We start from the raw sequence: 25,890 nt of genomic DNA, 5'->3' as shown, positions 1-25,890 counted from the left end.
CGACATGAGTGAGTGGAAACCGAAACGCTTTTGGACAGGCAGTGCCGTGGTCGCGACCGATGGTGGCTATACCATCGAATTGGACGGCCGCCGCGTGCGGACACCGGCCAAGGCTGCTCTGGTCCTGCCCACCCGGGCCATGGCCGAGGCGGTGGCCCGCGAATGGGACGCGCAGGAAAAGGAAATCGATCCGGCGACGATGCCCTTCACCCGTTCGGCCAACGCGGCAATCGACAAGGTGCAGCATCAGCACGCGGAAGTTGCCGACATGTTGTCGGACTATGGCGATTCGGACCTGCTGTGCTATCGCGCAACGCACCCCGAAGCCCTGATCGAACGTCAGCGCCACGAATGGGATCCCGCGCTGGACTGGGCCGCGGAAACGCTGGGCGCCAGGCTGATCCCAGTTGAAGGCGTACGGCATCAGCCTCAGGCCCCCGAGGCACTGGACAGGCTGCGTCGGCAGGTTCACGACCTGGACGCGTTCCGTCTAGCGGCGTTTCACGACCTTGTGAGCCTGTCGGGTTCGTTGATTCTGGGTTTTGCCGCTGCCCAAAACTGGCGCAAACCGGACGAGATATGGCGCATTTCTCGGCTGGATGAATCCTGGCAGGCCGAGCAATGGGGGGACGACGACGAGGCGGTCCAAGCCGCCGAACTCAAGAAGATTGCCTTTTTGCATGCGAAAACCTTCTACGATCTATCGGTTTGAGCCTTTCTGGTCCTGATTTGAGAGGCTTGGGCGGCTGCCTTGCCGGGAACATATCGTTTTCACTGATCCGACCCTTGACGTTTGTTTATGAATGCGCCCAAACTCGGGCGCACTAAAGGGGAGACACCTTTGGGGTAACCTATCCGGCTACCTTTGTGTGTCGGACAAGATCCGTCCCGGGATGGGGCGGGAAATCAGGAAGAGGTAAAAATGAAAAAATCCGTAATCTTGGGCGCGGCGACGATTGCCGGTCTTGCTGCCGGCGCGGCCGCGGCAGGAACCATGGACGACGTCAAAGCGCGCGGCAAGCTGAACTGCGGTGTAACCACCGGTCTGGTTGGCTTTGCTGCACCTGACGCGAATGGCGAATGGCAGGGCTTTGACGTTGCTGTATGCCGCGCAGTAGCCGCCGCCGTTCTGGGTGACGCGAACGCTGTTGAATTCGTTCCCACCACCGGCAAAACCCGCTTCACCGCTCTGGCTTCGGGCGAAGTTGACATGCTGGCCCGTAACACCACCTGGACCTTCAGCCGCGACGTCGACCTGAAGTTCGAATTCGTGGGTGTGAACTACTACGACGGTCAGGGTTTCATGGTGCCCAAGGCACTGGGCGTCAGCTCGGCCAAGGAACTGGACGGCGCGACCGTCTGCATCCAGACCGGCACCACCACCGAGCTGAACCTGGCGGACTTCTTCCGCTCGAACAACATCAGCTACGAGCCGGTTCCGATCGAAACCAACGCCGAAGCGCAGCAGCAGTACCTGGCAGGTGCCTGTGACGTTTACACCACCGACGCCTCGGGCCTGGCCGCAACCCGCGCCACGTTCGAAAACCCCGGTGATCACGTTCTGCTGCCCGAAATCATCTCGAAGGAGCCGCTGGGCCCGCTGGTCCGTCACGGCGACAACGAGTGGGGCGACATCGTTCGCTGGACCCTGAACGCGCTGATCTCGGCTGAAGAGCTGGGCATCACCTCGGCCAACATCGACGAGATGGCTGCAGGTACCGAGAACCCGGAAATCAACCGTCTGCTGGGTAGCGAAGGCACCCTGGGCGAGATGCTGGGTCTGGACGCACAGTGGGCCATGCGCGCCGTCAAGGCGGGTGGTAACTACGGTGAAGTGTTTGCCAAGAACATCGGTGAGGAAACCCCGATCGGTCTGGCACGCGGTCTGAACGCACAGTGGACCGATGGTGGCCTGCTGTACTCGCCGCCGTTCCGCTAAAATCCACGGAAAAGGGCGCAGGGCAACCTGCGCCCTTTTTTGCAAAACAGAATGCTACGGGCTGCTCGGGAGCGGGGAAAACCCTGCCGGGAAGGAAGCGTCCGAAAAGCACGGGGATCCCAAAATATGTCGACTATGACTGACCCACCGAAGGCTGACTTTCGGTTGTCGATGCTCATAAACGATACACGCTATCGCTCTCTTACATTTCAGGTGATCGCGGCAATCGTTATTGCGCTCAGCATCTGGTATCTTGGTAACAACCTGATCCAGAACCTTAGGGCCGCAGGGCTCAACATTTCTTATTCTTTCCTGGGCGATCCGTCCGGGTATGACATCAACCAGCGATTGATCGAATATGACAGCCAGTCCTCGCATGGGCGTGCGGCTGTCGTCGGCATTCTCAACACGCTTTTGGTTGCAGTCCTGGCTTGTATCACTGCCACGGTGTTTGGCGTGATCGCCGGCGTTTTGCGCCTGTCAAACAACTGGCTTGTATCCAAGCTGATGGCGGTCTACGTGGAAATCTTCCGGAATATTCCGGTTCTGATCTGGATCATCATCATCTTCACGATCATGACCGCCGTGCTGCCGGGACCGAGGGAGTTCCGGGGCGATAACCCAACATCCAGCATGCTGTTTGATCTGTTCGCCTTTACCAACCGCGGCGTCTATGTCCCGCGCCCCGAGTTTGCGAATGGGCTGTTCGGTTCGACCTTTCTGAATTGGCTGCTGGTCATCGCGGTTTTGGTCGCTTCGTGGTTTGCGTCTCGTGAAATTGAGAAACGCGCCACGCTCAAACAGGAACAGACGGGCGAGCGTCCAAAGACCGGCCTTGTGAAGCTTGCAGTCTGGCTTGTGCCTTTTGCGCTGCTGATGATTTTGATGGGCCTGACCTGGGATGTCCCCGCTCTGAAAGGTTTTAACTTCAGCGGTGGTATCAAGGTCGGCGGTCCGCTGATCGCATTGTGGTTCGCTTTGTCGATCTATACCGGCGCCTTCATCGCAGAAAACGTACGTGCGGGTATTCAAGCGATTTCAAAAGGTCAGACCGAGGCTGCGGCCGCGTTGGGCCTGCGTCCCGGCCGGATCATGAATCTTGTGATCCTGCCTCAGGCGCTGCGGGTCATCATCCCGCCGTTGATCTCGCAATACCTGAACATCACCAAGAACTCGTCTCTGGCGATTGCAGTCGGCTATGCGGATATCACCGCAACACTGGGTGGCATCACGCTGAACCAAACCGGTCGCGCGATCGAGTGCGTCTTGCTTCTGATGCTGTTCTATCTGACAGCCTCGCTGCTGATTTCGATGGCGATGAACATCTACAACGCATCCGTCAAGTTGAAGGAGCGCTGAGCCATGGCTGATCAAACAACAAATCCGATCGCATTTGTGGCCGACGGAACCATTCCTCCGTCGCCTCCGCCGGCAAACCAGACGGGTATCGTCAAATGGCTGCGTGAGAACCTTTTCTCGGGTGTCACAAACACGATCCTTACTCTTCTGTCGATTCTGCTGATCTATGTGCTTCTCAAGAACACCTTGCCGTGGATTTTGAACGGCGTTTGGAATGCGGACTCGCTCGCGCAATGCCGCGAGATTCTGGACGGCAAGACCGGGGCCTGTTTCGCAGTTCTGACCGAACGCTGGCATCAACTGATCTACGGGTTCAAATATCCAGTAGAAGCGTATTGGCGCCCGAACTTGGCGTTTGTGCTGATGCTGGTCGCTGTGGCACCTGTTCTGTTCTTCGACCTGCCTCGTAAGCTGCTGCTGTTTACGGCGCTCTACCCGTTTATCGCTTTCTGGCTGATTTGGGGTGGAACCATCATGGTGCCCATCGTGGCCCTGCTGGGCTGTGTCGCGGCAGGCGTGGTATTCCAGAAATTTGGCCGCAACAGCTTTGCAGCCGGGTTCTTTGGGGCCATTGTCGTGGCGCTGGTCGTGTGGAATGTCGGCGGGGCACTAATTCCCGAAGACGCCAACGAAGGTGCGCTGCTGACTGCGGTGCCCAGCCGTGACCTGGGTGGTTTTATGCTGAACCTGATGTTGGGTGTGACCTGTGTGTCACTGTCTTTGCCCCTGGGTATTGCACTGGCTCTGGGTCGTCAGTCCGATATGCCGCTGATCAAGTGGGTTTGCGTCATCTTCATCGAATTCATCCGTGGCGTGCCTTTGATCACGCTGCTGTTCGTGGCTTCGGTGATGCTGGCCTATTTCTTCCCGCCTGACAGCACGGTCGACCTGTTTCTGCGCGTTGTGATCATGATCACCATGTTCTCTGCCGCCTATATCGCCGAGGTGATCCGCGGCGGTCTGGCTGCGCTTCCGCGCGGTCAGTATGAGGCAGCAGACAGTTTGGGTCTGGACTACCCGCAGGCGATGCGTCTGATCATCCTGCCACAGGCCTTGAAGATCTCAATCCCTGGTATCGTAAACGTGGCCGTTGGCCTGTTCAAAGATACCACGCTGGTTTCGGTCATCTCGATGTTCGATCTGGTGGGCATGATCCGGGGTCCCATCCTGGCGTCGACCGAATGGAACGGCGTCTATTGGGAGCTTCTGGGCTTTGCCGCGCTTCTGTTCTTCGTCGTCTGTTACGGCATCTCTCAATATTCCCAGTGGCTCGAGCGTCGCCTTGCCACGGATCATCACTAAGGAGTTCAACACATGTCTGAACTTGCAATCGACCGCGAAATTGACCGCTCTAAAATGCAGGTGAGCGACGAGGTCGCCATCGAAATCACCAACATGAACAAGTGGTACGGGTCCTTCCACGTGCTGCGCGACATCAATCTGACCGTCAATCAGGGCGAGCGGATCGTGATCGCGGGGCCGTCGGGCTCGGGCAAATCCACTCTGATCCGCTGCCTGAACGCGCTGGAAGAACACCAGCAGGGCAAAATCGTGGTGGACGGAACCGAGTTGTCGAACGATCTGAAGAACATCGACAAGATCCGGTCCGAGGTTGGCATGGTGTTCCAGCACTTCAACCTCTTCCCGCATCTGACCATACTGGAGAACTGCACGCTGGCCCCGATCTGGGTGCGCAAAACGCCCAAGAAAGAGGCCGAAGAAACAGCGATGCACTTTCTCGAAAAGGTCAAGATCCCCGAGCAGGCCAACAAGTATCCCGGCCAATTGTCGGGTGGTCAGCAGCAGCGTGTGGCCATCGCCCGCAGCCTGTGCATGCGTCCGCGCATCATGCTGTTCGACGAACCGACCTCCGCTCTGGACCCCGAGATGATCAAAGAGGTGCTCGACACGATGATCGAGCTGGCCGAGGAAGGCATGACCATGCTCTGCGTAACGCACGAGATGGGCTTTGCCCGCCAGGTGGCGAACCGGGTGATCTTCATGGATGCCGGTCAGATCGTTGAACAGAACGAGCCGGAAGAGTTCTTCAACAACCCGCAAAGCGAACGGACCAAGCTGTTCCTCAGCCAGATTCTGGGTCACTGACACGGGTTGAATACGACGTTGGAAAGGGCGGGGTGATCCCGCCCTTTTTTCATTCTAGCAACGCGCGCGGCGTGACGAATTCGATCACCTGGCCGTCGTGCCAACCGATTCCGGACCAGTCCGCCATATCAAATTGAAGAACCGTGGTCGCACAGGTCGGATAGTCGAGGAACCGCGGGTGCTCCGGTGCAGACTGGACAATACGTTCCGCAAACTCCGCGACCCCCGGATTGTGGCCCAGCAGTAGGACCGTTTGCCCCGTCGCGCTGGACAGCGCCTGCCGCATCTGCTCGGGAGCGGCATGATAGAGTTCGGGGAGGAACCGGATGTTGCGCGCGCTCAGCCCCATCCGAAGCCAGGTCTCGCGCGTGCGCACGGATGAAGAACTGAGGACCTCGTCGGGCCTATAACCCTTGCGTCGCAGCCAATCGCCGATGGCGGAGGCCGAAGCTCGCCCGCGCTTGTTCAGTGGTCGGTCATGATCGGGCAGGCCGGGATGGTCCCAACTGGATTTTGCGTGGCGGGTCAGGATAAGCGTGCGGGTCATTCCGGGTGAAAGGCTCTCATGTGATGGGCGGATTGCTCGGCCCGACGTCCGGCCCCCACGCTGAGCGGACAGGCCAGCCGGGCTGCGCATCCCTGTGTCATGCAGGCCTGACCGGGCGGAGTTCTCAGGTGGCCGTGGCAGGCGTCGACGTCATAGAACGTTTTGGCGTTCAAGGCCCCGACCGGGCAGGCCGATGCGCAGGGCGCAGGGCAATTGATACATGGCGACGGGTCGTCTGCGACGGGAATGTTGAACTCGTGATCAAAGTGCAGGGCTCCACGCAATGAAATCATCATTCCCACCGTGTCGTGCACCAGCGCGCCCACCGGGCTTTGAAACGTACGTCCCGAATTCAAAGCCCAATCTATGAATGGCGCATACGGGGGGCCGCCGAATGGATACAACGCCTGGGCGCCCAGGTTTTCCGCAAGGGTGCCGACCACTCGGAGCGACCAACGGTCGACCGGGTCTGGCTTGCCGTCCAACCACTCGGCCGAAGCGGTGAGGACCGGCCAAAAGCTGCTGCCTGCCCCGAGTAGAATAAGCGTGCCAGTATCCAACTGTTTGGCGCCACTCACCCGCGGGTGTTGCGCGCCCATAACGATCAGGCCCGCTGCCTCGGATGTGGACACCACTTGATCATAGGTCACTTGCGCCGAAACGGCAGAGCGAGGCTCCACCCCAGCTTCGTCGGTCGATCGTCCTGCCATTCCAGCCCCACGGTCATGTCGTCGTGGCCGGCCTCGGGCTGCGCCACATACGTCCCCATCAAACGATCCCAGATGGATAATGCAAAGCCATAATTGCTGTCATGTTCCCTGCGCAGCACCGAATGGTGGACCCGGTGCATGTCCGGTGTGACCAGTATTCGGCGCAGAGGGGCATCGACGACGGCGGGCAGACGGATGTTCGAATGGTTGAACAAAGCTGTGCCGTTCAGCAGGATTTCGAACAGGATGACCGCCAGCGCGCTGGGTCCCAGCAGGTAGACGAGACCGATCTTCAGGCCCATCGACAAGGCGATTTCGATCGGATGAAAGCGAACGGCCGTGGTGACATCCATGTCCCGGTCGGCATGGTGCACACGATGAAGACGCCACAGGACCGGCACCTTGTGGGTGATCAGATGTTGCGCCCAGATGGCGAAATCCAGCACCAGGACACAAAGGGTGACCTCGACCCATTTGGGCCAGTCCAAAGCGTTGAAAACTCCGACGCCCAACCGGCCGGCATCCAAGGCAGCCCCGACCGTAAGCAAAGGGAACCCGATCGCCATCGCCCGCAGTGTCAGCGTGTTCAGAAGGGTGACCGACAGGTTGGTCAGCCAGCGGCGCGATCGAGGCACGCGTAGCGGGCGGCGCGGGGCAAGCCTTTCGGCCAACGAGAAGGCCAGAAACAGCGTCAGAAAGATGCCCAAGCGGATAATGAGTTCACGCTCCATGCATTCAAATTTAAGCATGTGAGTCTGAACTGCAAGGGCGGGCTTGCCCGCGTCAGTCGGGGCGGATCAGAGATCCCGCACCATGTTCGGTGAACAGTTCCAGCAGCACGGCATTGGGGGCACGGCCGTCCAGAATGACCACGGCGCGCACGCCGCTGTGCAGCGCGTCCAGCGCGGTTTCGGTTTTGGGGATCATACCGCCTGCAATGGTGCCCTCGCGGGTCATTTCGCGGATCTGGCCAGCCTTCAACTCGGTGACGACCTCTCCAGCGGCGTTCTTGACGCCGGATACGTCCGTCAACAGCAGAAGGCGATCGGCCTTCAGCGCCGAGGCAATCGCGCCGGCGGCGGTATCGCCATTCACGTTGAACGTCTCCCCGTTTCGACCGGCCCCAAGCGGAGCGATCACCGGGATCACGTCATGCGAAAACAGATCATGCAGGATCTTGGGGTTCATTTCGGCGGGCGTGCCGACATAGCCCAGCGACGCATCGGTCTGGTCACAGGTCATCAGGTTGGCATCCTTGCCCGACAGGCCAACGGCCGTTCCACCCTGAGCATTGATGGCCTGCACGATGCGCTTGTTCACCACGCCGGACAGCACCATTTCGACCACTTCCACCGTGGCGGCATCGGTGACGCGCTTGCCGTTAACGAAGTCCGACTGGATGTCCAGCTTGTCCAGCATCGCGTTGATCATCGGCCCGCCGCCATGCACGACAACCGGGTTCACGCCGACCTGACGCATCAGCACCACGTCGCGGGCAAAGCTCTCCATCGCTTCGTCGCTGCCCATGGCGTGCCCGCCCAGCTTGATCACGACGATCGCTCCGTCATAGCGCTGCAGATAGGGCAGGGCGCTGTTGAGCGTGGCGGCGGTGGCTATCCAATCCCGGTTCATGTCCTGTTTCTTCATGGCTGTCGTCCCTCTGGCCTTCCCTGTTAGGGCCTTTGGCCGGACCTGCCAAGCCCGGAACGGGCAGGCCACAGGTTTTGTTGCGTGGCGCGCCAAAAGGGGGACGCTGTCGCGCCACGCAGATGGGCGGCACCACAGTGGTACCGCCCGAACCGATCAGCTGAATGCGCGCCGAACCGCGGGGATGTTGCTGACCGCCAGCAGGTCGACGGCCAGCACCGCAAGCAGCGTCAGCCCGACCAGCGGAAAGGCCATGGCCGTGAACAGCCCGATCAGCACCGCGCCCTTCCACAGGGGCATCTCAGCCGGCATCGGCGGCGCCGCCAGACGGCTGGCGCCGGACGGCCGCCGTTTGATCCACATGACCACGCCGGACACGCAGACAAAGATCACCGACAGGCAGAACACCACGTTCAGGACAAAGTTCCACAGACCCGCCAGACCCATATGCAGCGGAATACCCACCGCCATGGCCTTACCCATCAGCGAATAGTCCTGAAACCGCACGTCGGCCAGAATCTTGCCGGTGTACTGGTCGACATGGACGGTGCGGTCCTCGGTGGCGTCGGTCGAATCGCCGCTCATGCTGTCGCGGTTCAGGGTCCACACGCCCGTGTCACCGCTGGGGTAGGCAACGCGGAACCGGTTCTGCATGCCCAGGGACTCACCCAGCGCAACCATCGCATCGATATCGACCGGAACACCCGTCGGCACCCCGGCAATGCCCGCTTCCGAACCCGAGGCCGGCATCGGTGTCTGTTCCAGCGCCCAGGGCACGTCGTTCTGGCTGCCGTGGTTCATGCTGGCATGCAGATCGTCCGACAGTGGGACGTTGTCCCATTTCTCGGCCGGAAAGCTGCTCCAGGCCTGCACGAACTTGCCGCCCCAGATCCCGGTCCACGACATGCCCGAGATCAGGAACCCGACCAGCAGAACCGACATCCAGAACCCGGTGACCGCGTGCAGCGATTTCCACAGGGCCCGGCCCCGCGCCCGCAGGTCAGGCACCAGGGCCGCCACAACGTTTCCGCGCGACCACCACATGTAAAGGCCGGTGAACACCAGCAGCAGCGCCATCCCGGCCGCGATTTCCAGAATGCGGTCGCCGGTATCGCCCATCAGCAGGGTCGAGTGGATGTTGTCGGCCAGATCGTACCACCCCGCGCGACGGTCCCAGACCTGGATCACCTTGCTGGAATACTGGTCGATCGCTACCATGCGCTGGCCTGTTTCGGCCTTGACGCGGAACACGGTTGCCAGATCCGGTGCCTTGGGGCCGGTCCATTCGACCACGCGGCCCGGTACGCGGGCCTGCACCAGATCGGCCAGTTCGGATGCGGGCATCGCCTGTCCCGTGATCTCGACCGCGATCTTTTCTCCGTCGCGGCCATCGGCTTGGGTAATGAACATCATCATCAGGCCGGTCACCGCCAGGATGATCAGGAAGGGGACAACAAAAAGCCCCGCATAGAAGTGCCACCGCCAGGCGGCCATGTAGAATTTTTGCGCGTGCTTGCGCCGGGCCGCCTGCGCGACTCCGGTTTGGCTGTCTTGGGCCATTTCAGTCTCCAGAAATTCGAAACATCCCCGGCCGGGCGGCCGAGGTTTCAGGTCTTGTTCGCGGTTTCAGGAGAGGTGGGGCGGACCCCGTGCGTCATACCGGGCGTAAAAGCCTGCGCTGCGATGAGTGAAATCCACATGCGCCCAACGCGCGGCAATCGGCCAGTCGGCGGGCAGCACCGTCCCCACTTCGGGCAATTGGGTTGCCAGATTCACCCCGCCATAAGGGCAGGCGCTGCGTTCGTCGGTTTCGTCGTGGTCCGGGGCGTCCTCGCCCGGGTCGATCCAGCGCTCGACCGGGCCGTCGCCCGTGCAGATCACCATAAGGATCGCCCCGTCCGAGTTGCGCGTGGGCATCCAGCCCATCGGGATTGCACCGGATACCATCACGGCAACCAGCGTCAGCACCGATATGACGCGCATCAGCAGCATCATTCCAGATTGGCGATGATCGAACGTAGAGTTGGGATGCCGTCGCCTTTTTCGGACGAGGTCAGCACGATCTCCGGATAGGCGGCGGGGTGTTTGGACAGGGCACCGCGCACCTGTTCCAGAACCTTTTCTCGGTCCTTGGCCTTGACCTTGTCGGCCTTGGTCATCACGCATTGAAAGGTTACGGCGCTGGTGTCCAGCAGCTTCATGATCTCGTCATCCACGGGTTTCACGCCGTGGCGGGAATCGATCAGCACGAAGGCCCGGCGCAGGGTCTGCCGCCCGCTCAGGTACTGTTTCAGAAGGCGTTGCCACTTCTCGACCACCTTGACCGGCGCGTTGGCATAGCCATAGCCGGGCAGGTCAACCAGATACAGCTCGGGGCCTTGAGTGAAGAAGTTGATCTCTTGCGTGCGGCCCGGCGTGTTCGACGCGCGGGCCAACCCCTTGGTGCCGGTCAGAGCGTTGATCAGGCTGGATTTGCCCACGTTCGAGCGGCCGGCGAAACAGACCTCGATCCGGTCGGGGGCGGGCAGACCGTTCATTGCCACGACGCCTTTGACGAATTCGGACGGCCCGGCAAACAGCTTGCGGCCGGCCTCTATTGCGTGGTCATCGGGATCGGCCGCCAGGGAAAATGGCAGGGCTTTCATTGAACCTGCACCTTGTCTCCGAGGCGGATCATGCCTTGGCGAATGACTTCGGCGTATACTCCGAAATCCTGATGGTCCCAGCTGCGCAGAGCACCTAGCGTATCTGCGTCCCGCACTCCGGTGTCGGGGTTCGCAGTCGTTGCCATGCAGCGCGTAATCCGTTCTCGCACGTGAAACACGGCCTCGCCGATCTGCACGTCCCTATCCAGCCAATCAAATTCTTCCCACAGAGGAAGGCCATCGAACCAGATGTTGCCACGCCAGCGGCAGATCGACAGCTCGCGGCCCAGACGCTGCTCGACCGCCCGATGCGAGGCCATGTTGCACAGGCTGACCGAGGGATAGTCACTGTCGGTCATACCACGGCCAGGAACCCGGACGATCCGTGCCGATGCGGCGCGGTCGGCAGGCATCAGCGGGCTGACCCACTCCAGAAACAGGTCTTGTTCTGTGTCCGGGTGGAAGGTCAGATCGGGACGATTCGGGTGGCTGAGGGTCACGCGATCCCCGTCCAGAACGGCCGATATCGCCATCAGTTGGGGCGCCTTCGAGCCGCGGCTGAAATTGGCGCAAGGCGCCCACTCGGACCCGTCGGCCTTGGACATTTCATGCGCCACCGCCCAGACGCGATCCCCGGGCATGGTCTGCCCGGGGATAACGGTGACTTCCTGCAGGGGTTCCCTGCCATGGCTTTTGATCGGATGGCGCCAGATCTGCGTGACTTGTCCGGTCATTTCTTGTCCGTCTTGGGGGTTTTCTTGAACCCCGACTTGATGTTGCCAAACACATCCGGCGTATAGCCCTGGCTGCGCATGATCAGGTATTGCTGGGTGAACGTGATGGTGTTGTTCGCGATCCAGTAAACGACCAGCCCGCTGGCAAAGCTGCCTAGCATGAACATGAATACCCATGGCATCCAGGCAAAGATCATGGCCTGGGTCGCGTCGGTGGGCGCCGGGTTCAGCTTTTGCTGCAGCCACATCGAGATCCCCAGCAGGAGCGGCAGGATGCCGATGAAAATCGTTGCCATCAGCGTGCCGGGCTCAGGTCCGGCCCATGGCAGCCAGCCGAAGAAGTTTATGATCGAGGTCGGATCCGGCGCACTCAGGTCCCGGAAAGGACCGAACCAGGGGGCTTGCCGAAGTTCGATGGTGACGAAGATCACCTTGTAGAGAGAAAAGAAGATCGGGATCTGCATCAGGATCGGCAGACAGCCGGCGGCCGGGTTGACCTTTTCCTTTTTGTACAACTCCATCATGCCCTGCTGCATCTTCTGACGGTCGTCGCCAGCAGCTTCTTTCAGGGCTTCCATCTGTGGCTGCAGTTCCTTCATCTTCGCCATCGAGACGTAGGATTTGAACGCCAGCGGGAACAGGATTGCCTTGATGATCAGGGTCAGCCCGATGATCGACCAACCCATGTTGCCGATCAGGGCGTTGATGTTGTGCAGCAGCCAGAAAATCGGCTTGGTCAGGAAGAAGAACCAACCCCAGTCAATGCTGTCGATAAACTTCTGAACGCCCTGGGCCTGATATTCGCGGATGGTCTCCCATTCCTTGGCGCCGGCAAACAGTCGGGTGGTAACCTCGGCGGATTCGCCGGGGGCAACCGTCATCGTCGGCAATACCGTTTCGGCCTGGTAGATCTTCCGACGCGCGTCATATTTTGCGGCAGCCTTGAAAGCCGACCCCGGATCGGGGATCAGCGTGGTCATCCAATAGTGGTCGGTAAAGCCGATCCAGCCGTTTTCCTTGACCTGATAGACCTCGGCCTGCGCCCGTTCGTTGGGGTCGATGTCGAAATCGCGGACATCGCCATAGTCCACCTCGGACAGGGTCCCGTCGGACATGCCGATCACACCTTCATGCAGGATGAAGAAGTTCTTCAAACCCGGCAGATCGCCATCCTCGCCGATGCCGTGGCGGGCCAGAATGCCGTATGGGGCCATTCCGACCTCGGCTCCGGTGCCGTTTTCGACGGATTGGGTCACGGTGAACATGTAATCCGCATCCACACCGATCGTGCGGCGGAATGTCAGGCCCGCGCCATTCTCCCATTTCAGGGTTACTGGGCTGTCTACCGACAGGGTCTCGCCCTGTTCCAGCGTCCAGATGGTATTTGGGCCCGGCACGTCCGAGCCAGCCAAACCGGCACCGGGTGCCCACCCGTAGAGGGCGTAATAGGCCGAATTGGACCCAACGGGCGACAGCAGTTCGACGATCGGCGCGCCCTCGTCGATCGAGACCTTGTAGTCTTTCAGATACAGTTCGTCGATCCGTCCACCCGAAAGCGACAGGCTGCCCGACAGACGCGGCGTGTCGATTTGGATCCGCGGCGCGGTGGCTTCCGGCAGGGTTTCCTCAGCGGTGGCGGTTGCCTCGCCGACAGACGTGCTTCCGGCGCTTGGCGTCTGAACCTCGTTCCCCTCCGACGCGCTGATCTCGGCCTGCTCAGGCGTTGTGGTCGGTTCCGGCGGAGGGAACAGCACAAACCAGACCAGGATCACAAGGAAACTAAGCGCGGTTGCAAGGATGAGATTCTTGTTCTGATCGTCCATCTGGGACAGCCACCTTGAGCAGTGAAAGACACCGCAGGGTTCAACAGAGTGCAGCCCAAAAGGTCAAGCGGAATCGCCCCGGAAATCGTGAGTGTAGGGCAATCCAGTCCCCGAAATCAGGATTTCCGGCCCATTTCGCGGCCAATCCGCGGTGCGCCTCCCAGTTTCGCGCGGCGGTCCTTGATCCAGTCTAGCGTATGCTCGACCGGCATCGGCTTGCCGATCCCAAACCCTTGGACATGGTGACACCCCAATTGCGCCATCAGCGCGTGCTCGCCGGGGGTTTCCACCCCCTCGGCCAGGGTTTCAAGGTTCAATCTCTCGGCCATCATCAGAATGGCGCTGACCATTTGCTGCTGGGACGGATCCCGATCCGCATTGGACACGAAAGACCGGTCGATTTTGATGCGGGAGACATCAAAGCGCTTGATCGACGAAAATGATGCGTGACCAGTGCCGAAATCGTCCAGATCGATGCAACAGCCGAGCTTGGACAACTGGGTCACGTTGCGGGTGATGACATCATCGGGTCGGCGCGAAAAAACGGTTTCGAGGATTTCCACGGCCAGCCGGTCCGGCGAAAGGTCGAACTGGTCCAACTCCCATCGCACCCGGTCAACAAGTGAGGGGTCCCGCAATTCGTCCGATGAAAAGTTGATGCCGATCCGAGGAATGACGGCGCCGGCGCAGTCCCAGTCGCGCATAGCGCGAAAGGCGTGGTGGCGGATCGTCTGGCCCAGCTTGTCCATCAGCTTGGCCTGTTCGGCAAAAGGCAGAAACACCTGCGGCCCGACAACTCCCTTGGAAGGGTGTTCCCATCGAGCAAGGGCCTCAAACCCGGTGATGTCGCCGGTGTCCGTTGAAACCTGTGGCTGAAACCAAGGGCGGATCTGACCGGTTTCCAGAGCAGTCTCCAACTCCTTGCGGAAATTGATATGGACGACTGATCTGCGCCGCGTGGCCTCGGAGTAGGCGCGGATCGTGGAAGGCCCGTTCCGCTGTGCTTCGGCAAGCGCGGCCCGAGCGGCCTCGATCCAGCCGTCCGGCTCTTCATCGGCAACGGCAGAGTGCAGGCAGAATCCGGCAGAGCAGGACAGATAGAGGCTGGCATTGTCCAGCGGGATCGGTTCCTCCACCGTGCTTTGTATGCGTCCCGAGGTTTGGATGCAGCTTTCCAAGTCCAGATGCCGTGAGGGGCGCAACCCGATCAGAAACGTGTTTCTCGACAGGCGTGTTGCAATATCCTCGCTCCGGATCACCGCCAAGATGCGGTCGCAGAAGCGCCCTGCCACATAGTCGGCTGCCGCGGTGCCGTGCAGCTCTTCGACATCGTCGAAATCATCTAGAGACACAACGATGCAGGCTGAATCCTCTCCGGTTGCCCGCGATGTGCTGTGCAGATACTCCATCTCGGCGCAGAAAACATCACGTGGTAACAGTCCCTTGGGCCGCATGTGCGTCGCCAAAGCAGGACCGGCGCCCGGTTGCAGCCGTTGGGCGGCCGAAAACAACAAGGGCAACCCCAGGGCGACAACGACCAACGCCGTGTCGCCGCCCAGCCAGAAAGCAGCCAGGCACAATGCAGGTACGAACGCCAAAACCTGCGGCATTGCCAGAACGGTCAGCAGAGCATTCCGAAAACTCTGGAGTGAGAACCTTTTCAGCATCGATTCCGGCCTTCCAATTGGGCGAACTGAGTCCGATCGGAGGCTAGGAAATCAATCTGAGTCAGACGTTAACGCTGAAGCGGAATTTCTTCCGGATTTTCGCCGTTTTTGTCGGGGTTCAGCGTCAGTCCGGCAAAATCGAACAGCTTCGAATCCAGAAGGTGCGAGGGCCGGGCATTGGTCAGTGCGCGGAACATCACCTGCCGCCGGCCAGGGCTGTTCTTTTCCCATTGGTCCAGAATCTGTTTGACCTGCTGGCGTTGCAGGCCGTCCTGACTGCCGCACAGATCACAGGGGATGATCGGATAGTTCATCGCTTTTGCGAATTTCTCGCAATCAGCCTCGGCGACATGGGCCAGCGGGCGATAGACGAACAGGTCGCCTTCTTCGTTCACCAGTTTCGGGGGCATGGTCGCCAGACGGCCGCCGTGGAACAGGTTCATGAAGAAGGTTTCCAGGATGTCATCGCGGTGATGCCCCAGAACCACGGCAGAGCACCCTTCCTCGCGCGCAATCCGGTACAAGTTGCCGCGGCGCAGGCGGGAGCACAACGCGCAATAGGTGCGGCCCTGCGGCACCTTGTCGACCACGATGGAATAGGTGTCCTGATACTCGATCCGGTGCGGCACGCCCATCCGTTCCAGAAACTTGGGCAGCACGGTGCCAGGAAAGCCCGGCTGCCCCTGATCCAGATTGCAGGCCAGCAGGTCCACGGGCAGCAGGCCGCGCCACTTCAGCTCGTACAGAACGGCCAGCAGGGTATAGCTGTCCTTGCCGCCCGACAGGCAGACCAGCCACCGCGGCGGCTTGCCATCCTTGTCATGGGCCGAAGGGTCAACCATGCCGTATTGCTCGATCGCCTCGCGCGTCTGGCGCACGATGCGTTTGCGCAGCTTCTTGAACTCGGTGGTCGAGGGCGCACCGGCAAACAGCGGATGGATATCGTCGGCTTCGTCGAACATGCGCAGCCCCTACCGCAGATACGCCGACCGGGCAAGGCCCGCCTAGCCGGACAGCCGGCCCAGCAGGGCGTCAGTGTCCAGCCCCGAGACTGATCCGGGTATGCGCCCGCTTTCGCCCAGAACCCGCGTGGCAATATATCCATCGGCCACCGCACCGGGCGCATGGCGCAGCAGCAGCGCGGCGGTCAGCAGATGCGCGGTGGCGTCGGCGAACCAGCGGGCCTCGGCCTCGGGGGGCAGGGTGGACCAGCGGTCGCGATGCGCCTTCAGGGCGGCGTCATAACGGCGGTCGGCTCCGGTTGCCGCGTCCAGTTCGGCCTGCAAGGTCTGGGCGGCCAGCGGGTCGCGCGCAAGGCTGCGCAGAATGTCCAGGCAGATCACGTTGCCCGACCCCTCCCAAATGCCGTTCAGGGGCGCTTCGCGATAGATCATCGGCATCGGCGTGTCTTCGACATAGCCCATGCCTCCCAGCACCTCCATCGCCTCGACCGCCACGACCGGGCAGCGTTTGTTCGACACGAACTTGGCCAGCGCCACCCCGATCCGGGCAAAGGCGCGGTCTTCGGCGGTGTCCCCGTCAAAGGCGCGGGCCACGCGCAGGCCCAAGGTCAGCGCGCCTTCCCAGTCCAGCACCAGATCGGCCAGAACGGCGCGCATCAACGGCTGGTCAATCAGGCGGCGCTGAAAGGCGCTGCGGTGGCTGACCCAGTGATGCGCTTCGGACAGGGCTGCGCGCATCAGGCCGGCGGGGGCCATCGCGGTGTCGAGCCGGGTGTGATGAACCATCTCGATGATCGTGCGCACGCCGGCCCCCTCGTCGCCCAGCTGATAGGCCAGCGCGTCATGGAACTCGACTTCGGACGAGGCATTGGCGCGGTTGCCCAGCTTGTCCTTGAGGCGCATCAGGTGGATGGCGTTGCGCTCGCCTTCCAGCCAGCGGGGCAGTAGAAAGCAGGTCAGCCCGCCCGGAGCCTGCGCCAGCGTCAGGAACCCGTCGGACATCGGGGCCGAGCAGAACCATTTGTGGCCGCGCAGCCGCCAGGCATCGCCGTCACGGTTGGCGGTGGTGGTATTGGCACGCACGTCCGAGCCGCCCTGTTTCTCGGTCATCGCCATGCCCAAGGTCGCCGAGCGTTTTTCTCTGATCGGGCGGGTGGCTGGGTCATAAGTGTCGGCGGTCAGTTTCGGGCGCCAGATTTCGGCCAGTTCGGGGTTGGCGGCCAGCGCCGGCACGGCGGCATAGGTCATGGTCAACGGACAGCAATGGCCCGGCTCGACCTGGCTGGCCAGATAGACCATCGCGGCATGGGTGGCGTGACCGCCCGGCGCTCCGTCCCAGGCGAGCGCGGCATAGCCTGCCGATTGGCTCAGATCCATCATGTGATGATAGGTCGGGTGGAACCGCACCTCGTCCAGGCGGCGGCCACCCCGGTCGAAGAGGCAGAGTTCGGGCGGGTGCAGGTTGGCGTCGCGCCCGGCCTCGCGCGTTTCGGCCCGGCCCAAAGCGGCCCCGTAGGCGGCCAGCGGGGCCGCCCGTGCCCCGGCGCGCGTGGCGCAGTCCCTCAGAACCGGGTCCGAGGTCCACAGGTCAACGTCGCCGCGCTCGGGCGGTTGGTTCGTCACCTCATGCGTGGGCAGACACTGGCGGGCGTTGGATCTGGACATGGGCGCCTCGGACGGTTGTTGCTGAAACCGATGTTCAGCGGCGCACCCCCCTTGGGTCAAGCGTGACGGGGTGTCAGATCAGGGCGCGTCGGGTTTGTCGTCGGGCACCGGGTCATAGCCGTCGTCGCCCCAGGGGTGGCAGCGCCCGATGCGGCGCGCGGCCAGCCATGCGCCCTTGATCGGGCCGTGCTTTTCCAGCGCTTCCAGCGCATAGGCCGAGCAGGTCGGCTGATAACGGCAGTTGAACCCCACCCAGGGGCTGAAGATCAGCCGGTAGGCCCGGATTGGCAGCGCGAGGATATGGGCAAGCAGGGTCATTTGCGCGGGCTGTGGATCTTGCGCAGGGCCTGGCGCAGATCGTCCAGCAAGGCGTCAAAGGGGCGGGCGGCGGTCACCTCGGCCCGTCCGATCAGGACGTAATCCCACCCGTCCCGGCCATGGTCCGGCAGAACGGCGCGGGCCGCCTCGCGCAGGCGGCGCTTGGCCCGGTTGCGGGCTACGGCATTGCCGACCTTTTTCGAGCAGGTGAAACCGACGCGAATGCCCTCGGCCTCATCCGGCGCGCGCTTGCGGGCCTGCACCATCATGGAAGGCGTGCCCTGTCGTCGGGCCCGTGCGGCCCTGAGGAAATCGCTGCGCTTGCGCAGCACCGACAGAGCAGGCGCGCAAACGGACGCCGCCGGGGGCATATCCCCGGGGTGGTCAGTGCCATCCACAGGGGCCTCCGGCGGCGTCATGTTCAAAACCTGAAAGGTCGCGCGGTTTATGCGCTCAGCGACTTGCGGCCGCGGGCACGGCGAGCGTTCAGGATCTTGCGGCCGGCCTTGGTGGCCATGCGCGCGCGGAAACCGTGGCGGCGTTTGCGAACCAGGTTCGAAGGCTGATAGGTGCGTTTCATCGCTCCGTCTCCAATCTTTGGCGGTCGGGTGCGGCGCGGATTCGCCTGCCCGTGGTGTTCGAAGCCCGTCCTCTACTGGGAACCGGCGGGCAAGTCAAACCCCATCGCAACGGTTTTCGTGCCTTTTGCAACAATTCTGTCGGGCGACCGGTCAAAAGTTTCAGAATCAGCCCGAGGATGGCGGATTTCTCACATTGAACCGGTGCGTGTTCAACCCGGCGTGAGGACCCTGTTGCACAGAAGGCCAAGCGCGCATCTTGTGGAGCAGATGAAGCATTCGAACCCGGAAGACAAGATGACCGAAACCACCCAGGTGCCGCGCAGTGGGCTGGCGCGACATATTCCCCTGATCGTGATCCTGACGGTTGCAGTCGTCGGGTTCTTTGCGCTGGGCGACTACCTGACTTTTGAAACCCTGCGCGACAATCGCGAGGCGCTGTTGGCCTGGCGCGATGCCAATTACTGGTCGTTGGCGGGCGTTTTCGTCCTGGTCTATGTCCTGATCGTCGCCTTCTCTCTGCCCGGTGCGGCCGTGGCGTCGATGACGGGCGGGTTCCTGTTCGGGCTGTTCGCGGGCACCGTGTTCAACGTCTTTGCCGCAACCGTGGGGGCCTCGGCGATCTTTCTGGCGGCCCGCTGGGGGTTGGGCGAGGCGTTGACGGCGCGGCTGGAGGCCTCGGAAGGCACCGTCAAGCGAATCAAGGACGGGTTGCGCGAGAACGAGATCCCGGTGCTGTTCCTGATGCGGCTGGTGCCGGTGGTGCCGTTCTTTGTCGCCAATCTGGTGCCGGCGCTCGTCGGGGTGAAGTTCCGGAACTTTCTGCTGACCACGGCGCTGGGCATCATTCCGGGCGGCATCGTCTATACTTGGATCGGCGTCGGTCTGGGCGGCGTGTTCGACCGGGGCGAGACGCCGGACCTGTCGCTGCTGACCGAGCCCTTTGTGATCGGCCCGATCCTGGGGCTGTGCGCGCTGGCGGCTTTGCCGATTCTCCTCAAACTCATCCGCGGCCGAAGGGGCCTTTGATCCATGCAAGAACTCAAGACCGACATCCTGGTGATCGGGGCCGGGTCGGGCGGCCTGTCGGTGGCCGCCGGGGCCAGCCAGATGGGCGCGGACGTGATCCTGCTGGAAGGGCACAAGATGGGTGGCGACTGCCTGAACTATGGCTGCGTCCCGTCCAAGGCCCTGCTGGCCAGCGCCAAGCTGGCCCATGCACAGAGCCATGCCGCGCCATTCGGCGTTGCCGACCACGCGCCGCAGGTGGACTATGCCGCCGCCAAGGATCATGTGCGGGACGTGATCGCGCAGATTGAGCCCATGGACAGCCAGGAACGGTTCGAAGGTTTCGGCGTGCGCGTCATTCGCGACTGGGGGACGTTTCTGTCGCCCACGCAGGTTCAGGCCGGCGATTTCGTCATCACCCCCCGCCGCGTGGTGCTGGCCACGGGCTCGTCCCCGCTGGTTCCGCCGATCCCGGGGCTGGATGGCGTGCCGTTTGAGACCAACGAGACCATCTTCGACCTGCGCGACAAGCCCGACCACCTGCTGATCATCGGCGGGGGACCCATCGGCATGGAAATGGCGCAGGCCCATGTCCGGCTGGGCTGCAAGGTGACGGTGATCGAAGGCGCGCGGGCGCTGGGCAAGGATGACCCCGAGGCGGCCGCAGTGGTATTGGAGGCTCTGCGCGCCGAAGGGGTCGAAATTCTGGAACATGCAATGGTGGCCCGGGTGCGCGGGAAGGCCGGGGCGGTCGAGGTCGTCACCGAGGACGGCGCGGTCCATGCGGGCTCGCACCTGCTGCTTGCGGTGGGACGCAAGGCCAACATTGACCGCCTGAACCTGCAGGCTGCGGGGATCGACCAAACGCGCACGGGCATCAAGGTGGATGACAGCCTGCGCTCCACCAACCGCAGGGTCTACGCGATCGGCGACGTCGCGGGCGGGCTGCAGTTCACTCATGTGGCGGGGTATCATGCCGGGGTCATCATCCGTTCGGCCCTGTTCGGGCTGCCGTCCAAGGCCAAGACGGCGCACATCCCCTGGGCGACCTATACCGACCCCGAACTGGCCCAGGTCGGCCTGACCGAGGCGCAGGCGCGCGACCGCCACGGCGACAAGGTCGAGATCGCCCGGTTCGACTATGCCCATAACGATCGCGCCGTGGCCGAACGCAAAACGACCGGGTTCATCAAGGTCATGGTCGTCAAGGGTCGCCCGGTGGGGGCCGCAATCGTGGGGCATCAGGCCGGCGAACTGATCAACTTGTGGTCTCTGGCGCTGGCCAATAACCTGAAGATGAGCCAGATCGCGGCGATGGTGTCGCCCTATCCCACGATCGGAGAGCTTAACAAACGGGTGGCGGGCGCCTATTTCTCGCCAAGACTGTTTGAGAATCAGATGGTTGAACGAGTGGTCAGGCTGGTCCAGCGCTGGATCCCCTGATCGGGAAAGGAGCGCCACTTGAACTCGCTGTCGGGTCGTTTCCTGATCTTGACGACGGTCTTCGTGATGTTGGCCGAGGTGCTGATCTTCGTGCCGTCGATCGCGCGCTTCCGAGAGGATTTTCTTCTGAACCGGCTGGAACGCGCCCAGATCGCCTCGCTCGCGCTGCTGGCAGACGACATGCTGGCCGACGAGCTGGAGGCCGAGCTTTTGGCCAATGCCGGGGTCTACAACGTGGTGCTGCGCCGGGACGAGGTGCGCCAGCTGATGCTGTCTTCCCCTATCCCAGACCAGGTCGCCAAGACCTATGATCTGCGAGGCGCCGGGCCCTGGGTTCTCATTCGGGACGCGATGATCCGTTTCTTCACGCCCGAGAACCAGGTCATTCGCGTCATCGGGCAGCCTGTCCGGGATGCGGGCCTGCTTATCGAAGTTACCATGGACAGCGCGCCCCTGCGTATGGCGATGATCGACTATGGCCTGCGCATCCTCGGCCTGTCCTTTGTCATCTCGATCATCACCGCGTTTTTCCTGTTCCTTGCGGTGCGGGTGGTTCTGGTGCGCCCGATCAAAAGCGTGGTGGGCTACATGCAGCGTTACGCCCGTGCACCCGAGGATGCGCGCGGCATCATCTCGCCCCAATCCAAGGTGACCGAACTGCGCGAGGCTGAAGAAGCCCTGCAGATGCTGCAGACCGACCTGACCCAGGCCCTGAAACAGCGCGAGAGGCTGGCACAATTGGGTGGCGCGGTGGCCAAGGTCAGCCACGATCTGCGCAACATCCTGACCTCGGCCCAGCTGTTCACTGACCGGATCGAAGCCAGCGACGACCCGCTGGTCCGACGGATGGCGCCCAAGCTGGTCAACTCGATCACCCGGGCGGTGTCCCTGTGCGAAAGTACGCTGGCCTTCGGGCGGGCCGAAGAGCCCGCGCCCACCCTGACCAAGGTGCGGTTGCGCGATATCGCTGCCGACGTAGCGTCCAGCGAGGCTCTGGCCGTAGACGGCGGCTGTATCGAAATCGCCAACGACGTTCCCGAAGACTTGGTCGTTCGGGCCGATCCGGAACAGATGTTCCGGGTCATCATGAACCTTGTGCGCAACGCACGCCAAGCACTGATGACATCCGGCCAACAAGGAAAAATCACGATTTCGGCCTGCGAAGATCAGGACGCATGGGTCATCGAGGTTCGAGATACCGGCCCCGGTTTGCCGCCACGAGCGCAGGAGAATCTGTTCACGCCGTTTCAGGGTGGTGTGCGCAAAGGTGGCTCGGGCTTGGGTCTGGCGATTTCGCAGGAACTGGTGCGCGGCCACGGGGGAGAATTGGTGCTGACCAGCACCGGCCCCGAGGGCACGGTCTTTGAAATAAGGCTCCCACGGGGAGAGATGGGTTTTTGAAATATTTTTGAAGAATCGGGTTGCACGTCCCGAACGCCGGGTCTAAATACCGCCTCACCAACGCGGACCGATAGCTCAGCTGGATAGAGTACTTGACTACGAATCAAGGGGTCGGGGGTTCGAATCCTCCTCGGTCCGCCACTGGTAACTCCCGAAAAACAGTGTTTTTGGCAGTTTGGCCCATGTGGTGAAACCGAGGTGTTTTGTCTCAAGACAACTTCGAGGCAACCGCGCTGGGTTTAATGGGGTGTTTCACCCCATTCCATATGGTCCGCCTTCCTGTAGTTCGCCGAATGCCGCCCAAACCTCGTGACAGGCGCGTTCAAACGCCACATCATCTTTTGGGATGCTGGCCTTGAAATTGGGGTAAGACATGTGGTTGCCCAAGTTCATCAGCACGGTCACGAGGTGGTTGCGCGGTATGAATGCCCGGTAACGGTAGTCGCCGCCCGGTGTCTCGATCACCTGACCGTCCATGCCATAGTCGCGCAGCAATTCGGCGTCCTGTGCGCGGCGAAACCGCAGGCAGACGCGGGATCCCATGTGCGGCCCGCTGGTGTTGCCGTCCTCATCCTTGGCAACGGCTGAGAAAAAGCCCGAACCCTCGGGCGTCGAGAATGCTACCCACATCTGCAGGTCCTCCTATTTTTGGGAAAGGGCGCGCTGTCTATCAGAAAAAATACGGGGTCGTCAAATCGAGGGGGCTTCCGCGCTGGGTTGCTTGGCCTGGAGGCGCAAACCGAGACCTCAAAATCCGGCATTGGATACGTGGGGGTTGGAGGCTATTCGTACCCATCCAGTTTTGCCGTGATCGCCTCCTGTTGCGGCGATCTTTCTGAAAGCGGTGGCTGACATCATTGAGCTGCTGTGCTGAACAGACGCTCATACCGATGGTTCCTTTGTGGGCCGGTTCGGGCCATTTGTACTTGCCGGCCGCGTTGGTGGCTTCGTCCGCAGAGCGGCCATTGGTGGACGATGCGGCGAAGAGTTGCTTTGCCCGGCGGGCTATGATTTTGGCGGCCACAGAGTTTCAATACTGCGGCGAACTGGTGGTTGGACGAGCCGAGGGGCAGGGAAGGGTTGGCTGGCTCAGTATCCGGTGCCTACCCTATGCCCACAGCCAGACTTACTCCAACTTGACCCAAGCCGCGTTTCTGGACGAGCTTTGCACACAAGCGGCTACAAATTTGACGCCGTCTAGCCCGTCGTGCACGGTTGGGTAAACAACGGACGCCTCAGGTGAAATCCCATTTCGGAAAGCCTGGATCGCCTCAGCAGCCTCTCCGTAAATATTGGCGAACCCTTCAAGATATCCTTCGGGATGGCCCGGAGGAACTCTGCTCAAGCGATTGGCAGCGTCACCAGCTCCAGCGCCATTGCGGGTGATCAGACGCTTTGGCTCGTTGTAGGGCGTAAACCAGAGATAGTTCGGGTCTTCCTGAGCCCACTCCAGCCCACCTTTTTCACCGTAGACCCGCAACCGAAGTGCGTTTTCATTGCCAGGAGCCACCTGAGAGGACCACAGCATACCCCGCGCTCCGCCTTCGAAGCGAAGCAAGACATGTGCGTTGTCATCGACTTGGCGCCCAGGCACGAAGGCCTGCAGATCCGCCGCAAGGCTTTCCGCCCTCAGCCCGGTCACAAAACAAGCGAGGTTGTAGGCATGGGTTCCGATGTCGCCGGTTGATCCGCCCGCGCCCGAGCGTTCGGGATCGGTTCGCCACTCCGCCTGTTTGAAATCCTGCTGCTCGGTCAGCCAATCCTGCGGGTACTCAACCTGGACGACGCGGATCTTGCCAATATCGCCGTTGGCAACCATTTCACGCGCCTGCCGAACCATCGGATAACCCGTGTAGTTGTGGGTCAAAATGAACAAGGCATTCGCGCTTTCCGCCGCTTTGACCAGTTTTTTTGCATCGGCAAGGGTCGAGGTGAGTGGCTTGTCACAAATGACGTGAATCCCGCGTTTCAGGAATTCACGCGCGGCGGCATAGTGGACGTGATTTGGCGTGACGATTGAGACCGCTTCAATCCCGGATTTGAGCCGGGCTTCCCGGATCGCCATTTGTTTGAAGTCTTCATAGACCCGTTCGAGACCCAATGCCCGGCCGCTTTCAATGGATTTTTCGGGCGTCGAAGACAAAGCGCCGGCAACCAGCTCGAACCTTTCGTCCAATCGCGCCGCTATGCGATGAACGCCGCCTATGAAGGCGTCATTTCCGCCGCCGACCATGCCAAGCCGAATGCGTCTCGAGGCTTCTTCACTGCGTCCTGTAACCATTATTCGATCCCCAGCATTTTGCGATTGGCGGCTTCGTCAGCACCACCGTCCGCGAAATCATCAAAGGCTTTCTCGGTCACACGGATGATGTGATCCGACACAAACTGAGCGCCCTCACGCGCTCCATCCTCGGGGTGTTTGAGGCAGCATTCCCATTCGACCACAGCCCAGCCATCAAAGTCGTTCGCCGCCATTTTTGAGAAGACCGCCCCGAAATCCACCTGGCCATCACCAAGCGACCGGAACCGACCGGCACGATCGACCCAGCTTTGGTATCCTGAATAAACCCCTTGCCGCCCGGTCGGGTTGAACTCGGCATCTTTGACATGGAACATCCGGATCCGATCCTTGTAGATGTCGATATTGTCCAGATAGTCGAGGCATTGCAGCACGTAGTGCGATGGGTCGTACAACATGCAGGCCCGTGGGTGATTGCCTGTCCGTTCGAGGAACATCTCGTAGGTCACGCCGTCGTGGAGGTCCTCTCCGGGGTGAATTTCGTAGCAGACATCGACGCCGCATTCCTCGGCGTGGTCAAGGATCGGCACCCAGCGGCGGGCGAGTTCATCAAATGCCGTTTCAATCAAGCCGGCAGGGCGCTGCGGCCAGGGATAGACGTAGGGCCATGCCAACGCGCCCGAGAATGTCGCATGGGCCGAAATGCCCAAGTTCTTCGAAGCGGACAATGCTTTTTTGACCTGGTCTACGGCCCATTCTTGCCGGGCTTTCGGGTTTCCTCTGACGCTCTCGGCGGCAAAGCCATCAAAGGCGCTGTCATAGGCCGGGTGAACGGCCACAAGCTGACCCTGAAGGTGCGTTGACAGTTCAGTGACTTCGACGCCATTTTCCCTGGCTTTGCCTTTGAAGTCATCGCAGTAACCGGTGCTGGACGCGGCCTGTTCAAGGTCGAACAACCGGCCATCCCAACTGGGAACCTGGACGCCCTTGTATCCACAGTCAGCCGCCCATTTGGTAATCGCGTCCCACGAATTGAACGGCGCTTCGTCCCCTGCGAATTGTGCAAGAAATAGTGCTGGACCTTTGATCGTTTTCATAA

At 61.4% G+C, this 25,890-nt stretch carries 26 protein-coding genes and 1 tRNA gene; 9 read left to right on the top strand and 18 right to left on the bottom strand.

Translation table 11 applies throughout. The features are described from left to right. Nucleotides 1–4: 4 nt before the first annotated feature. The 5 genes from ACR0FC_RS18845 to ACR0FC_RS18825 all read left to right on the top strand — a co-directional run bounded on the left by ACR0FC_RS18845 (nt 5) and on the right by ACR0FC_RS18825 (nt 5,404). Nucleotides 5–712, top strand: coding sequence for an ATP12 family chaperone protein (locus tag ACR0FC_RS18845; protein ID WP_170342941.1), 708 nt, complete (start codon nt 5–7; stop codon nt 710–712). Between the two features lie 210 nt (nt 713–922). Continuing rightward, entirely contained in the window at nt 923–1,939 is a 1,017-nt protein-coding gene (locus tag ACR0FC_RS18840) for an amino acid ABC transporter substrate-binding protein (protein WP_093965393.1), read from the top strand. 126 nt (nt 1,940–2,065) lie between these two features. Then, nucleotides 2,066–3,298: an amino acid ABC transporter permease gene (locus tag ACR0FC_RS18835; RefSeq protein ID WP_093965394.1), complete on the top strand. Its 1,233-nt coding sequence runs from the start codon at nt 2,066–2,068 to the stop codon at nt 3,296–3,298. Between the two features lie 3 nt (nt 3,299–3,301). Further along, complete coding sequence (locus ACR0FC_RS18830; RefSeq protein WP_170342939.1) at nt 3,302–4,600, top strand: amino acid ABC transporter permease; 1,299 nt, start codon at nt 3,302–3,304, stop codon at nt 4,598–4,600. A 12-nt stretch (nt 4,601–4,612) separates the two neighbouring features. Then, nucleotides 4,613–5,404 carry an amino acid ABC transporter ATP-binding protein gene (locus ACR0FC_RS18825; RefSeq protein WP_170342938.1) on the top strand — a complete coding sequence of 264 codons (792 nt, stop codon included), beginning with the start codon at nt 4,613–4,615 and terminating at the stop codon, nt 5,402–5,404. 49 nt (nt 5,405–5,453) lie between these two features. On the opposite strand, the gene ACR0FC_RS18820 is transcribed toward ACR0FC_RS18825, so the two are convergent. From ACR0FC_RS18820 to rpmH, 15 genes are all read right to left on the bottom strand, one after another. Beyond that, nucleotides 5,454–5,951, bottom strand: coding sequence for a SixA phosphatase family protein (locus tag ACR0FC_RS18820; RefSeq protein ID WP_170342936.1), 498 nt, complete (start codon nt 5,949–5,951; stop codon nt 5,454–5,456). Further along, nucleotides 5,948–6,601 (bottom strand): 4Fe-4S dicluster domain-containing protein, encoded by a 654-nt coding sequence (locus ACR0FC_RS18815; protein WP_170342989.1) that lies wholly within the window; start codon nt 6,599–6,601, stop codon nt 5,948–5,950. Before ACR0FC_RS18815 ends, ACR0FC_RS18820 begins: the two co-directional genes overlap by 4 nt. After that, nucleotides 6,598–7,392: a sterol desaturase family protein gene (locus ACR0FC_RS18810; protein WP_170342987.1), complete on the bottom strand. Its 795-nt coding sequence runs from the start codon at nt 7,390–7,392 to the stop codon at nt 6,598–6,600. Before ACR0FC_RS18810 ends, ACR0FC_RS18815 begins: the two co-directional genes overlap by 4 nt. Nucleotides 7,393–7,444: 52 nt before the next feature. Continuing rightward, nucleotides 7,445–8,308 (bottom strand): acetylglutamate kinase, encoded by an 864-nt coding sequence (gene argB, locus ACR0FC_RS18805; RefSeq protein ID WP_093965404.1) that lies wholly within the window; start codon nt 8,306–8,308, stop codon nt 7,445–7,447. A gap of 156 nt (nt 8,309–8,464) precedes the next feature. Continuing rightward, nucleotides 8,465–9,868, bottom strand: coding sequence for a PepSY-associated TM helix domain-containing protein (locus tag ACR0FC_RS18800; RefSeq protein WP_170342935.1), 1,404 nt, complete (start codon nt 9,866–9,868; stop codon nt 8,465–8,467). 66 nt (nt 9,869–9,934) lie between these two features. Further along, nucleotides 9,935–10,291: a DUF2946 family protein gene (locus ACR0FC_RS18795; protein WP_254433005.1), complete on the bottom strand. Its 357-nt coding sequence runs from the start codon at nt 10,289–10,291 to the stop codon at nt 9,935–9,937. Nucleotides 10,292–10,299: 8 nt separating this feature from the next. After that, nucleotides 10,300–10,953 (bottom strand): ribosome biogenesis GTP-binding protein YihA/YsxC, encoded by a 654-nt coding sequence (gene yihA, locus ACR0FC_RS18790; RefSeq protein ID WP_170342933.1) that lies wholly within the window; start codon nt 10,951–10,953, stop codon nt 10,300–10,302. After that, nucleotides 10,950–11,687 carry an MOSC domain-containing protein gene (locus ACR0FC_RS18785; RefSeq protein WP_170342932.1) on the bottom strand — a complete coding sequence of 246 codons (738 nt, stop codon included), beginning with the start codon at nt 11,685–11,687 and terminating at the stop codon, nt 10,950–10,952. The genes yihA and ACR0FC_RS18785 overlap by 4 nt, the downstream gene beginning before the upstream one ends. After that, on the bottom strand, nt 11,684–13,510 hold the full coding sequence (gene yidC, locus ACR0FC_RS18780; RefSeq protein ID WP_170342930.1) for a membrane protein insertase YidC: 1,827 nt from the start codon (nt 13,508–13,510) through the stop codon (nt 11,684–11,686). Before yidC ends, ACR0FC_RS18785 begins: the two co-directional genes overlap by 4 nt. A gap of 116 nt (nt 13,511–13,626) precedes the next feature. Further along, a complete protein-coding gene (locus ACR0FC_RS18775) occupies nt 13,627–15,177 on the bottom strand; it encodes a putative bifunctional diguanylate cyclase/phosphodiesterase (protein WP_254433004.1) in 1,551 nt (516 codons plus the stop codon). A gap of 68 nt (nt 15,178–15,245) precedes the next feature. Further along, nucleotides 15,246–16,139 carry a tRNA 2-thiocytidine(32) synthetase TtcA gene (gene ttcA / locus ACR0FC_RS18770; RefSeq protein WP_170342927.1) on the bottom strand — a complete coding sequence of 298 codons (894 nt, stop codon included), beginning with the start codon at nt 16,137–16,139 and terminating at the stop codon, nt 15,246–15,248. 42 nt (nt 16,140–16,181) lie between these two features. Next, nucleotides 16,182–17,804, bottom strand: coding sequence for an acyl-CoA dehydrogenase family protein (locus ACR0FC_RS18765; RefSeq protein WP_170342926.1), 1,623 nt, complete (start codon nt 17,802–17,804; stop codon nt 16,182–16,184). A gap of 78 nt (nt 17,805–17,882) precedes the next feature. Then, entirely contained in the window at nt 17,883–18,122 is a 240-nt protein-coding gene (yidD, locus tag ACR0FC_RS18760; RefSeq protein WP_170342924.1) for a membrane protein insertion efficiency factor YidD, read from the bottom strand. After that, a complete protein-coding gene (gene rnpA / locus ACR0FC_RS18755; RefSeq protein ID WP_170342922.1) occupies nt 18,119–18,541 on the bottom strand; it encodes a ribonuclease P protein component in 423 nt (140 codons plus the stop codon). The genes yidD and rnpA overlap by 4 nt, the downstream gene beginning before the upstream one ends. Before the next feature lie 26 nt (nt 18,542–18,567). Beyond that, nucleotides 18,568–18,702, bottom strand: a complete 135-nt coding sequence (rpmH, locus tag ACR0FC_RS18750) for a 50S ribosomal protein L34 (RefSeq protein WP_005980833.1) — start codon at nt 18,700–18,702, stop codon at nt 18,568–18,570. 295 nt (nt 18,703–18,997) lie between these two features. On the opposite strand from rpmH, the gene ACR0FC_RS18745 reads away from it, so the two are divergent. The 4 genes from ACR0FC_RS18745 (at nt 18,998) to ACR0FC_RS18730 (ending at nt 22,693) form a co-directional block, all read left to right on the top strand. Beyond that, complete coding sequence (locus ACR0FC_RS18745; protein WP_170342921.1) at nt 18,998–19,729, top strand: TVP38/TMEM64 family protein; 732 nt, start codon at nt 18,998–19,000, stop codon at nt 19,727–19,729. Nucleotides 19,730–19,732: 3 nt separating this feature from the next. Continuing rightward, a complete protein-coding gene (locus tag ACR0FC_RS18740) occupies nt 19,733–21,151 on the top strand; it encodes a dihydrolipoyl dehydrogenase family protein (RefSeq protein ID WP_170342919.1) in 1,419 nt (472 codons plus the stop codon). An 18-nt stretch (nt 21,152–21,169) separates the two neighbouring features. After that, a complete protein-coding gene (locus tag ACR0FC_RS18735) occupies nt 21,170–22,552 on the top strand; it encodes a sensor histidine kinase (protein WP_254437857.1) in 1,383 nt (460 codons plus the stop codon). Between the two features lie 64 nt (nt 22,553–22,616). Beyond that, nucleotides 22,617–22,693: transfer RNA gene (locus ACR0FC_RS18730), tRNA-Arg, on the top strand. 111 nt (nt 22,694–22,804) lie between these two features. On the opposite strand, the gene ACR0FC_RS18725 is transcribed toward ACR0FC_RS18730, so the two are convergent. From ACR0FC_RS18725 to ACR0FC_RS18715, 3 genes are all read right to left on the bottom strand, one after another. Further along, a complete protein-coding gene (locus ACR0FC_RS18725) occupies nt 22,805–23,182 on the bottom strand; it encodes a hypothetical protein (RefSeq protein WP_170342917.1) in 378 nt (125 codons plus the stop codon). Nucleotides 23,183–23,678: 496 nt separating this feature from the next. After that, nucleotides 23,679–24,833: a Gfo/Idh/MocA family protein gene (locus ACR0FC_RS18720; protein WP_170342915.1), complete on the bottom strand. Its 1,155-nt coding sequence runs from the start codon at nt 24,831–24,833 to the stop codon at nt 23,679–23,681. Further along, nucleotides 24,833–25,888, bottom strand: a complete 1,056-nt coding sequence (locus ACR0FC_RS18715; protein WP_093965426.1) for a sugar phosphate isomerase/epimerase family protein — start codon at nt 25,886–25,888, stop codon at nt 24,833–24,835. The genes ACR0FC_RS18720 and ACR0FC_RS18715 overlap by 1 nt, the downstream gene beginning before the upstream one ends. Nucleotides 25,889–25,890 lie beyond the last annotated feature (2 nt).

This window comes from Ruegeria sp. BB9 (genome assembly GCF_056539345.1).
The sequence above is the reverse complement of the archived record's forward strand: the minus strand, read 5'-3'. Positions and strand labels throughout refer to the sequence as shown.

Excerpts from the sequence above, each read along its gene's own strand:
- ACR0FC_RS18845 (WP_170342941.1), top strand. The coding sequence starts at position 5 with ATGAGTGAGTGGAAACCGAAACGCTTTTGGACAGGCAGTGCCGTGGTC.
- ACR0FC_RS18840 (WP_093965393.1), top strand. The coding sequence starts at position 923 with ATGAAAAAATCCGTAATCTTGGGCGCGGCGACGATTGCCGGTCTTGCT.
- ACR0FC_RS18835 (WP_093965394.1), top strand. The coding sequence starts at position 2,066 with ATGTCGACTATGACTGACCCACCGAAGGCTGACTTTCGGTTGTCGATG.
- ACR0FC_RS18830 (WP_170342939.1), top strand. The coding sequence starts at position 3,302 with ATGGCTGATCAAACAACAAATCCGATCGCATTTGTGGCCGACGGAACC.
- ACR0FC_RS18825 (WP_170342938.1), top strand. The coding sequence starts at position 4,613 with ATGTCTGAACTTGCAATCGACCGCGAAATTGACCGCTCTAAAATGCAG.
- ACR0FC_RS18820 (WP_170342936.1), bottom strand. The coding sequence starts at position 5,951 with ATGACCCGCACGCTTATCCTGACCCGCCACGCAAAATCCAGTTGGGAC.
- ACR0FC_RS18810 (WP_170342987.1), bottom strand. The coding sequence starts at position 7,392 with ATGGAGCGTGAACTCATTATCCGCTTGGGCATCTTTCTGACGCTGTTT.
- argB (WP_093965404.1), bottom strand. The coding sequence starts at position 8,308 with ATGAAGAAACAGGACATGAACCGGGATTGGATAGCCACCGCCGCCACG.
- ACR0FC_RS18800 (WP_170342935.1), bottom strand. The coding sequence starts at position 9,868 with ATGGCCCAAGACAGCCAAACCGGAGTCGCGCAGGCGGCCCGGCGCAAG.
- ACR0FC_RS18795 (WP_254433005.1), bottom strand. The coding sequence starts at position 10,291 with ATGCGCGTCATATCGGTGCTGACGCTGGTTGCCGTGATGGTATCCGGT.
- yihA (WP_170342933.1), bottom strand. The coding sequence starts at position 10,953 with ATGAAAGCCCTGCCATTTTCCCTGGCGGCCGATCCCGATGACCACGCA.
- ACR0FC_RS18785 (WP_170342932.1), bottom strand. The coding sequence starts at position 11,687 with ATGACCGGACAAGTCACGCAGATCTGGCGCCATCCGATCAAAAGCCAT.
- yidC (WP_170342930.1), bottom strand. The coding sequence starts at position 13,510 with ATGGACGATCAGAACAAGAATCTCATCCTTGCAACCGCGCTTAGTTTC.
- ACR0FC_RS18775 (WP_254433004.1), bottom strand. The coding sequence starts at position 15,177 with ATGCTGAAAAGGTTCTCACTCCAGAGTTTTCGGAATGCTCTGCTGACC.
- ttcA (WP_170342927.1), bottom strand. The coding sequence starts at position 16,139 with ATGTTCGACGAAGCCGACGATATCCATCCGCTGTTTGCCGGTGCGCCC.
- ACR0FC_RS18765 (WP_170342926.1), bottom strand. The coding sequence starts at position 17,804 with ATGTCCAGATCCAACGCCCGCCAGTGTCTGCCCACGCATGAGGTGACG.
- yidD (WP_170342924.1), bottom strand. The coding sequence starts at position 18,122 with ATGACCCTGCTTGCCCATATCCTCGCGCTGCCAATCCGGGCCTACCGG.
- rnpA (WP_170342922.1), bottom strand. The coding sequence starts at position 18,541 with ATGACGCCGCCGGAGGCCCCTGTGGATGGCACTGACCACCCCGGGGAT.
- rpmH (WP_005980833.1), bottom strand. The coding sequence starts at position 18,702 with ATGAAACGCACCTATCAGCCTTCGAACCTGGTTCGCAAACGCCGCCAC.
- ACR0FC_RS18745 (WP_170342921.1), top strand. The coding sequence starts at position 18,998 with ATGACCGAAACCACCCAGGTGCCGCGCAGTGGGCTGGCGCGACATATT.
- ACR0FC_RS18740 (WP_170342919.1), top strand. The coding sequence starts at position 19,733 with ATGCAAGAACTCAAGACCGACATCCTGGTGATCGGGGCCGGGTCGGGC.
- ACR0FC_RS18725 (WP_170342917.1), bottom strand. The coding sequence starts at position 23,182 with ATGTGGGTAGCATTCTCGACGCCCGAGGGTTCGGGCTTTTTCTCAGCC.
- ACR0FC_RS18720 (WP_170342915.1), bottom strand. The coding sequence starts at position 24,833 with ATGGTTACAGGACGCAGTGAAGAAGCCTCGAGACGCATTCGGCTTGGC.
- ACR0FC_RS18715 (WP_093965426.1), bottom strand. The coding sequence starts at position 25,888 with ATGAAAACGATCAAAGGTCCAGCACTATTTCTTGCACAATTCGCAGGG.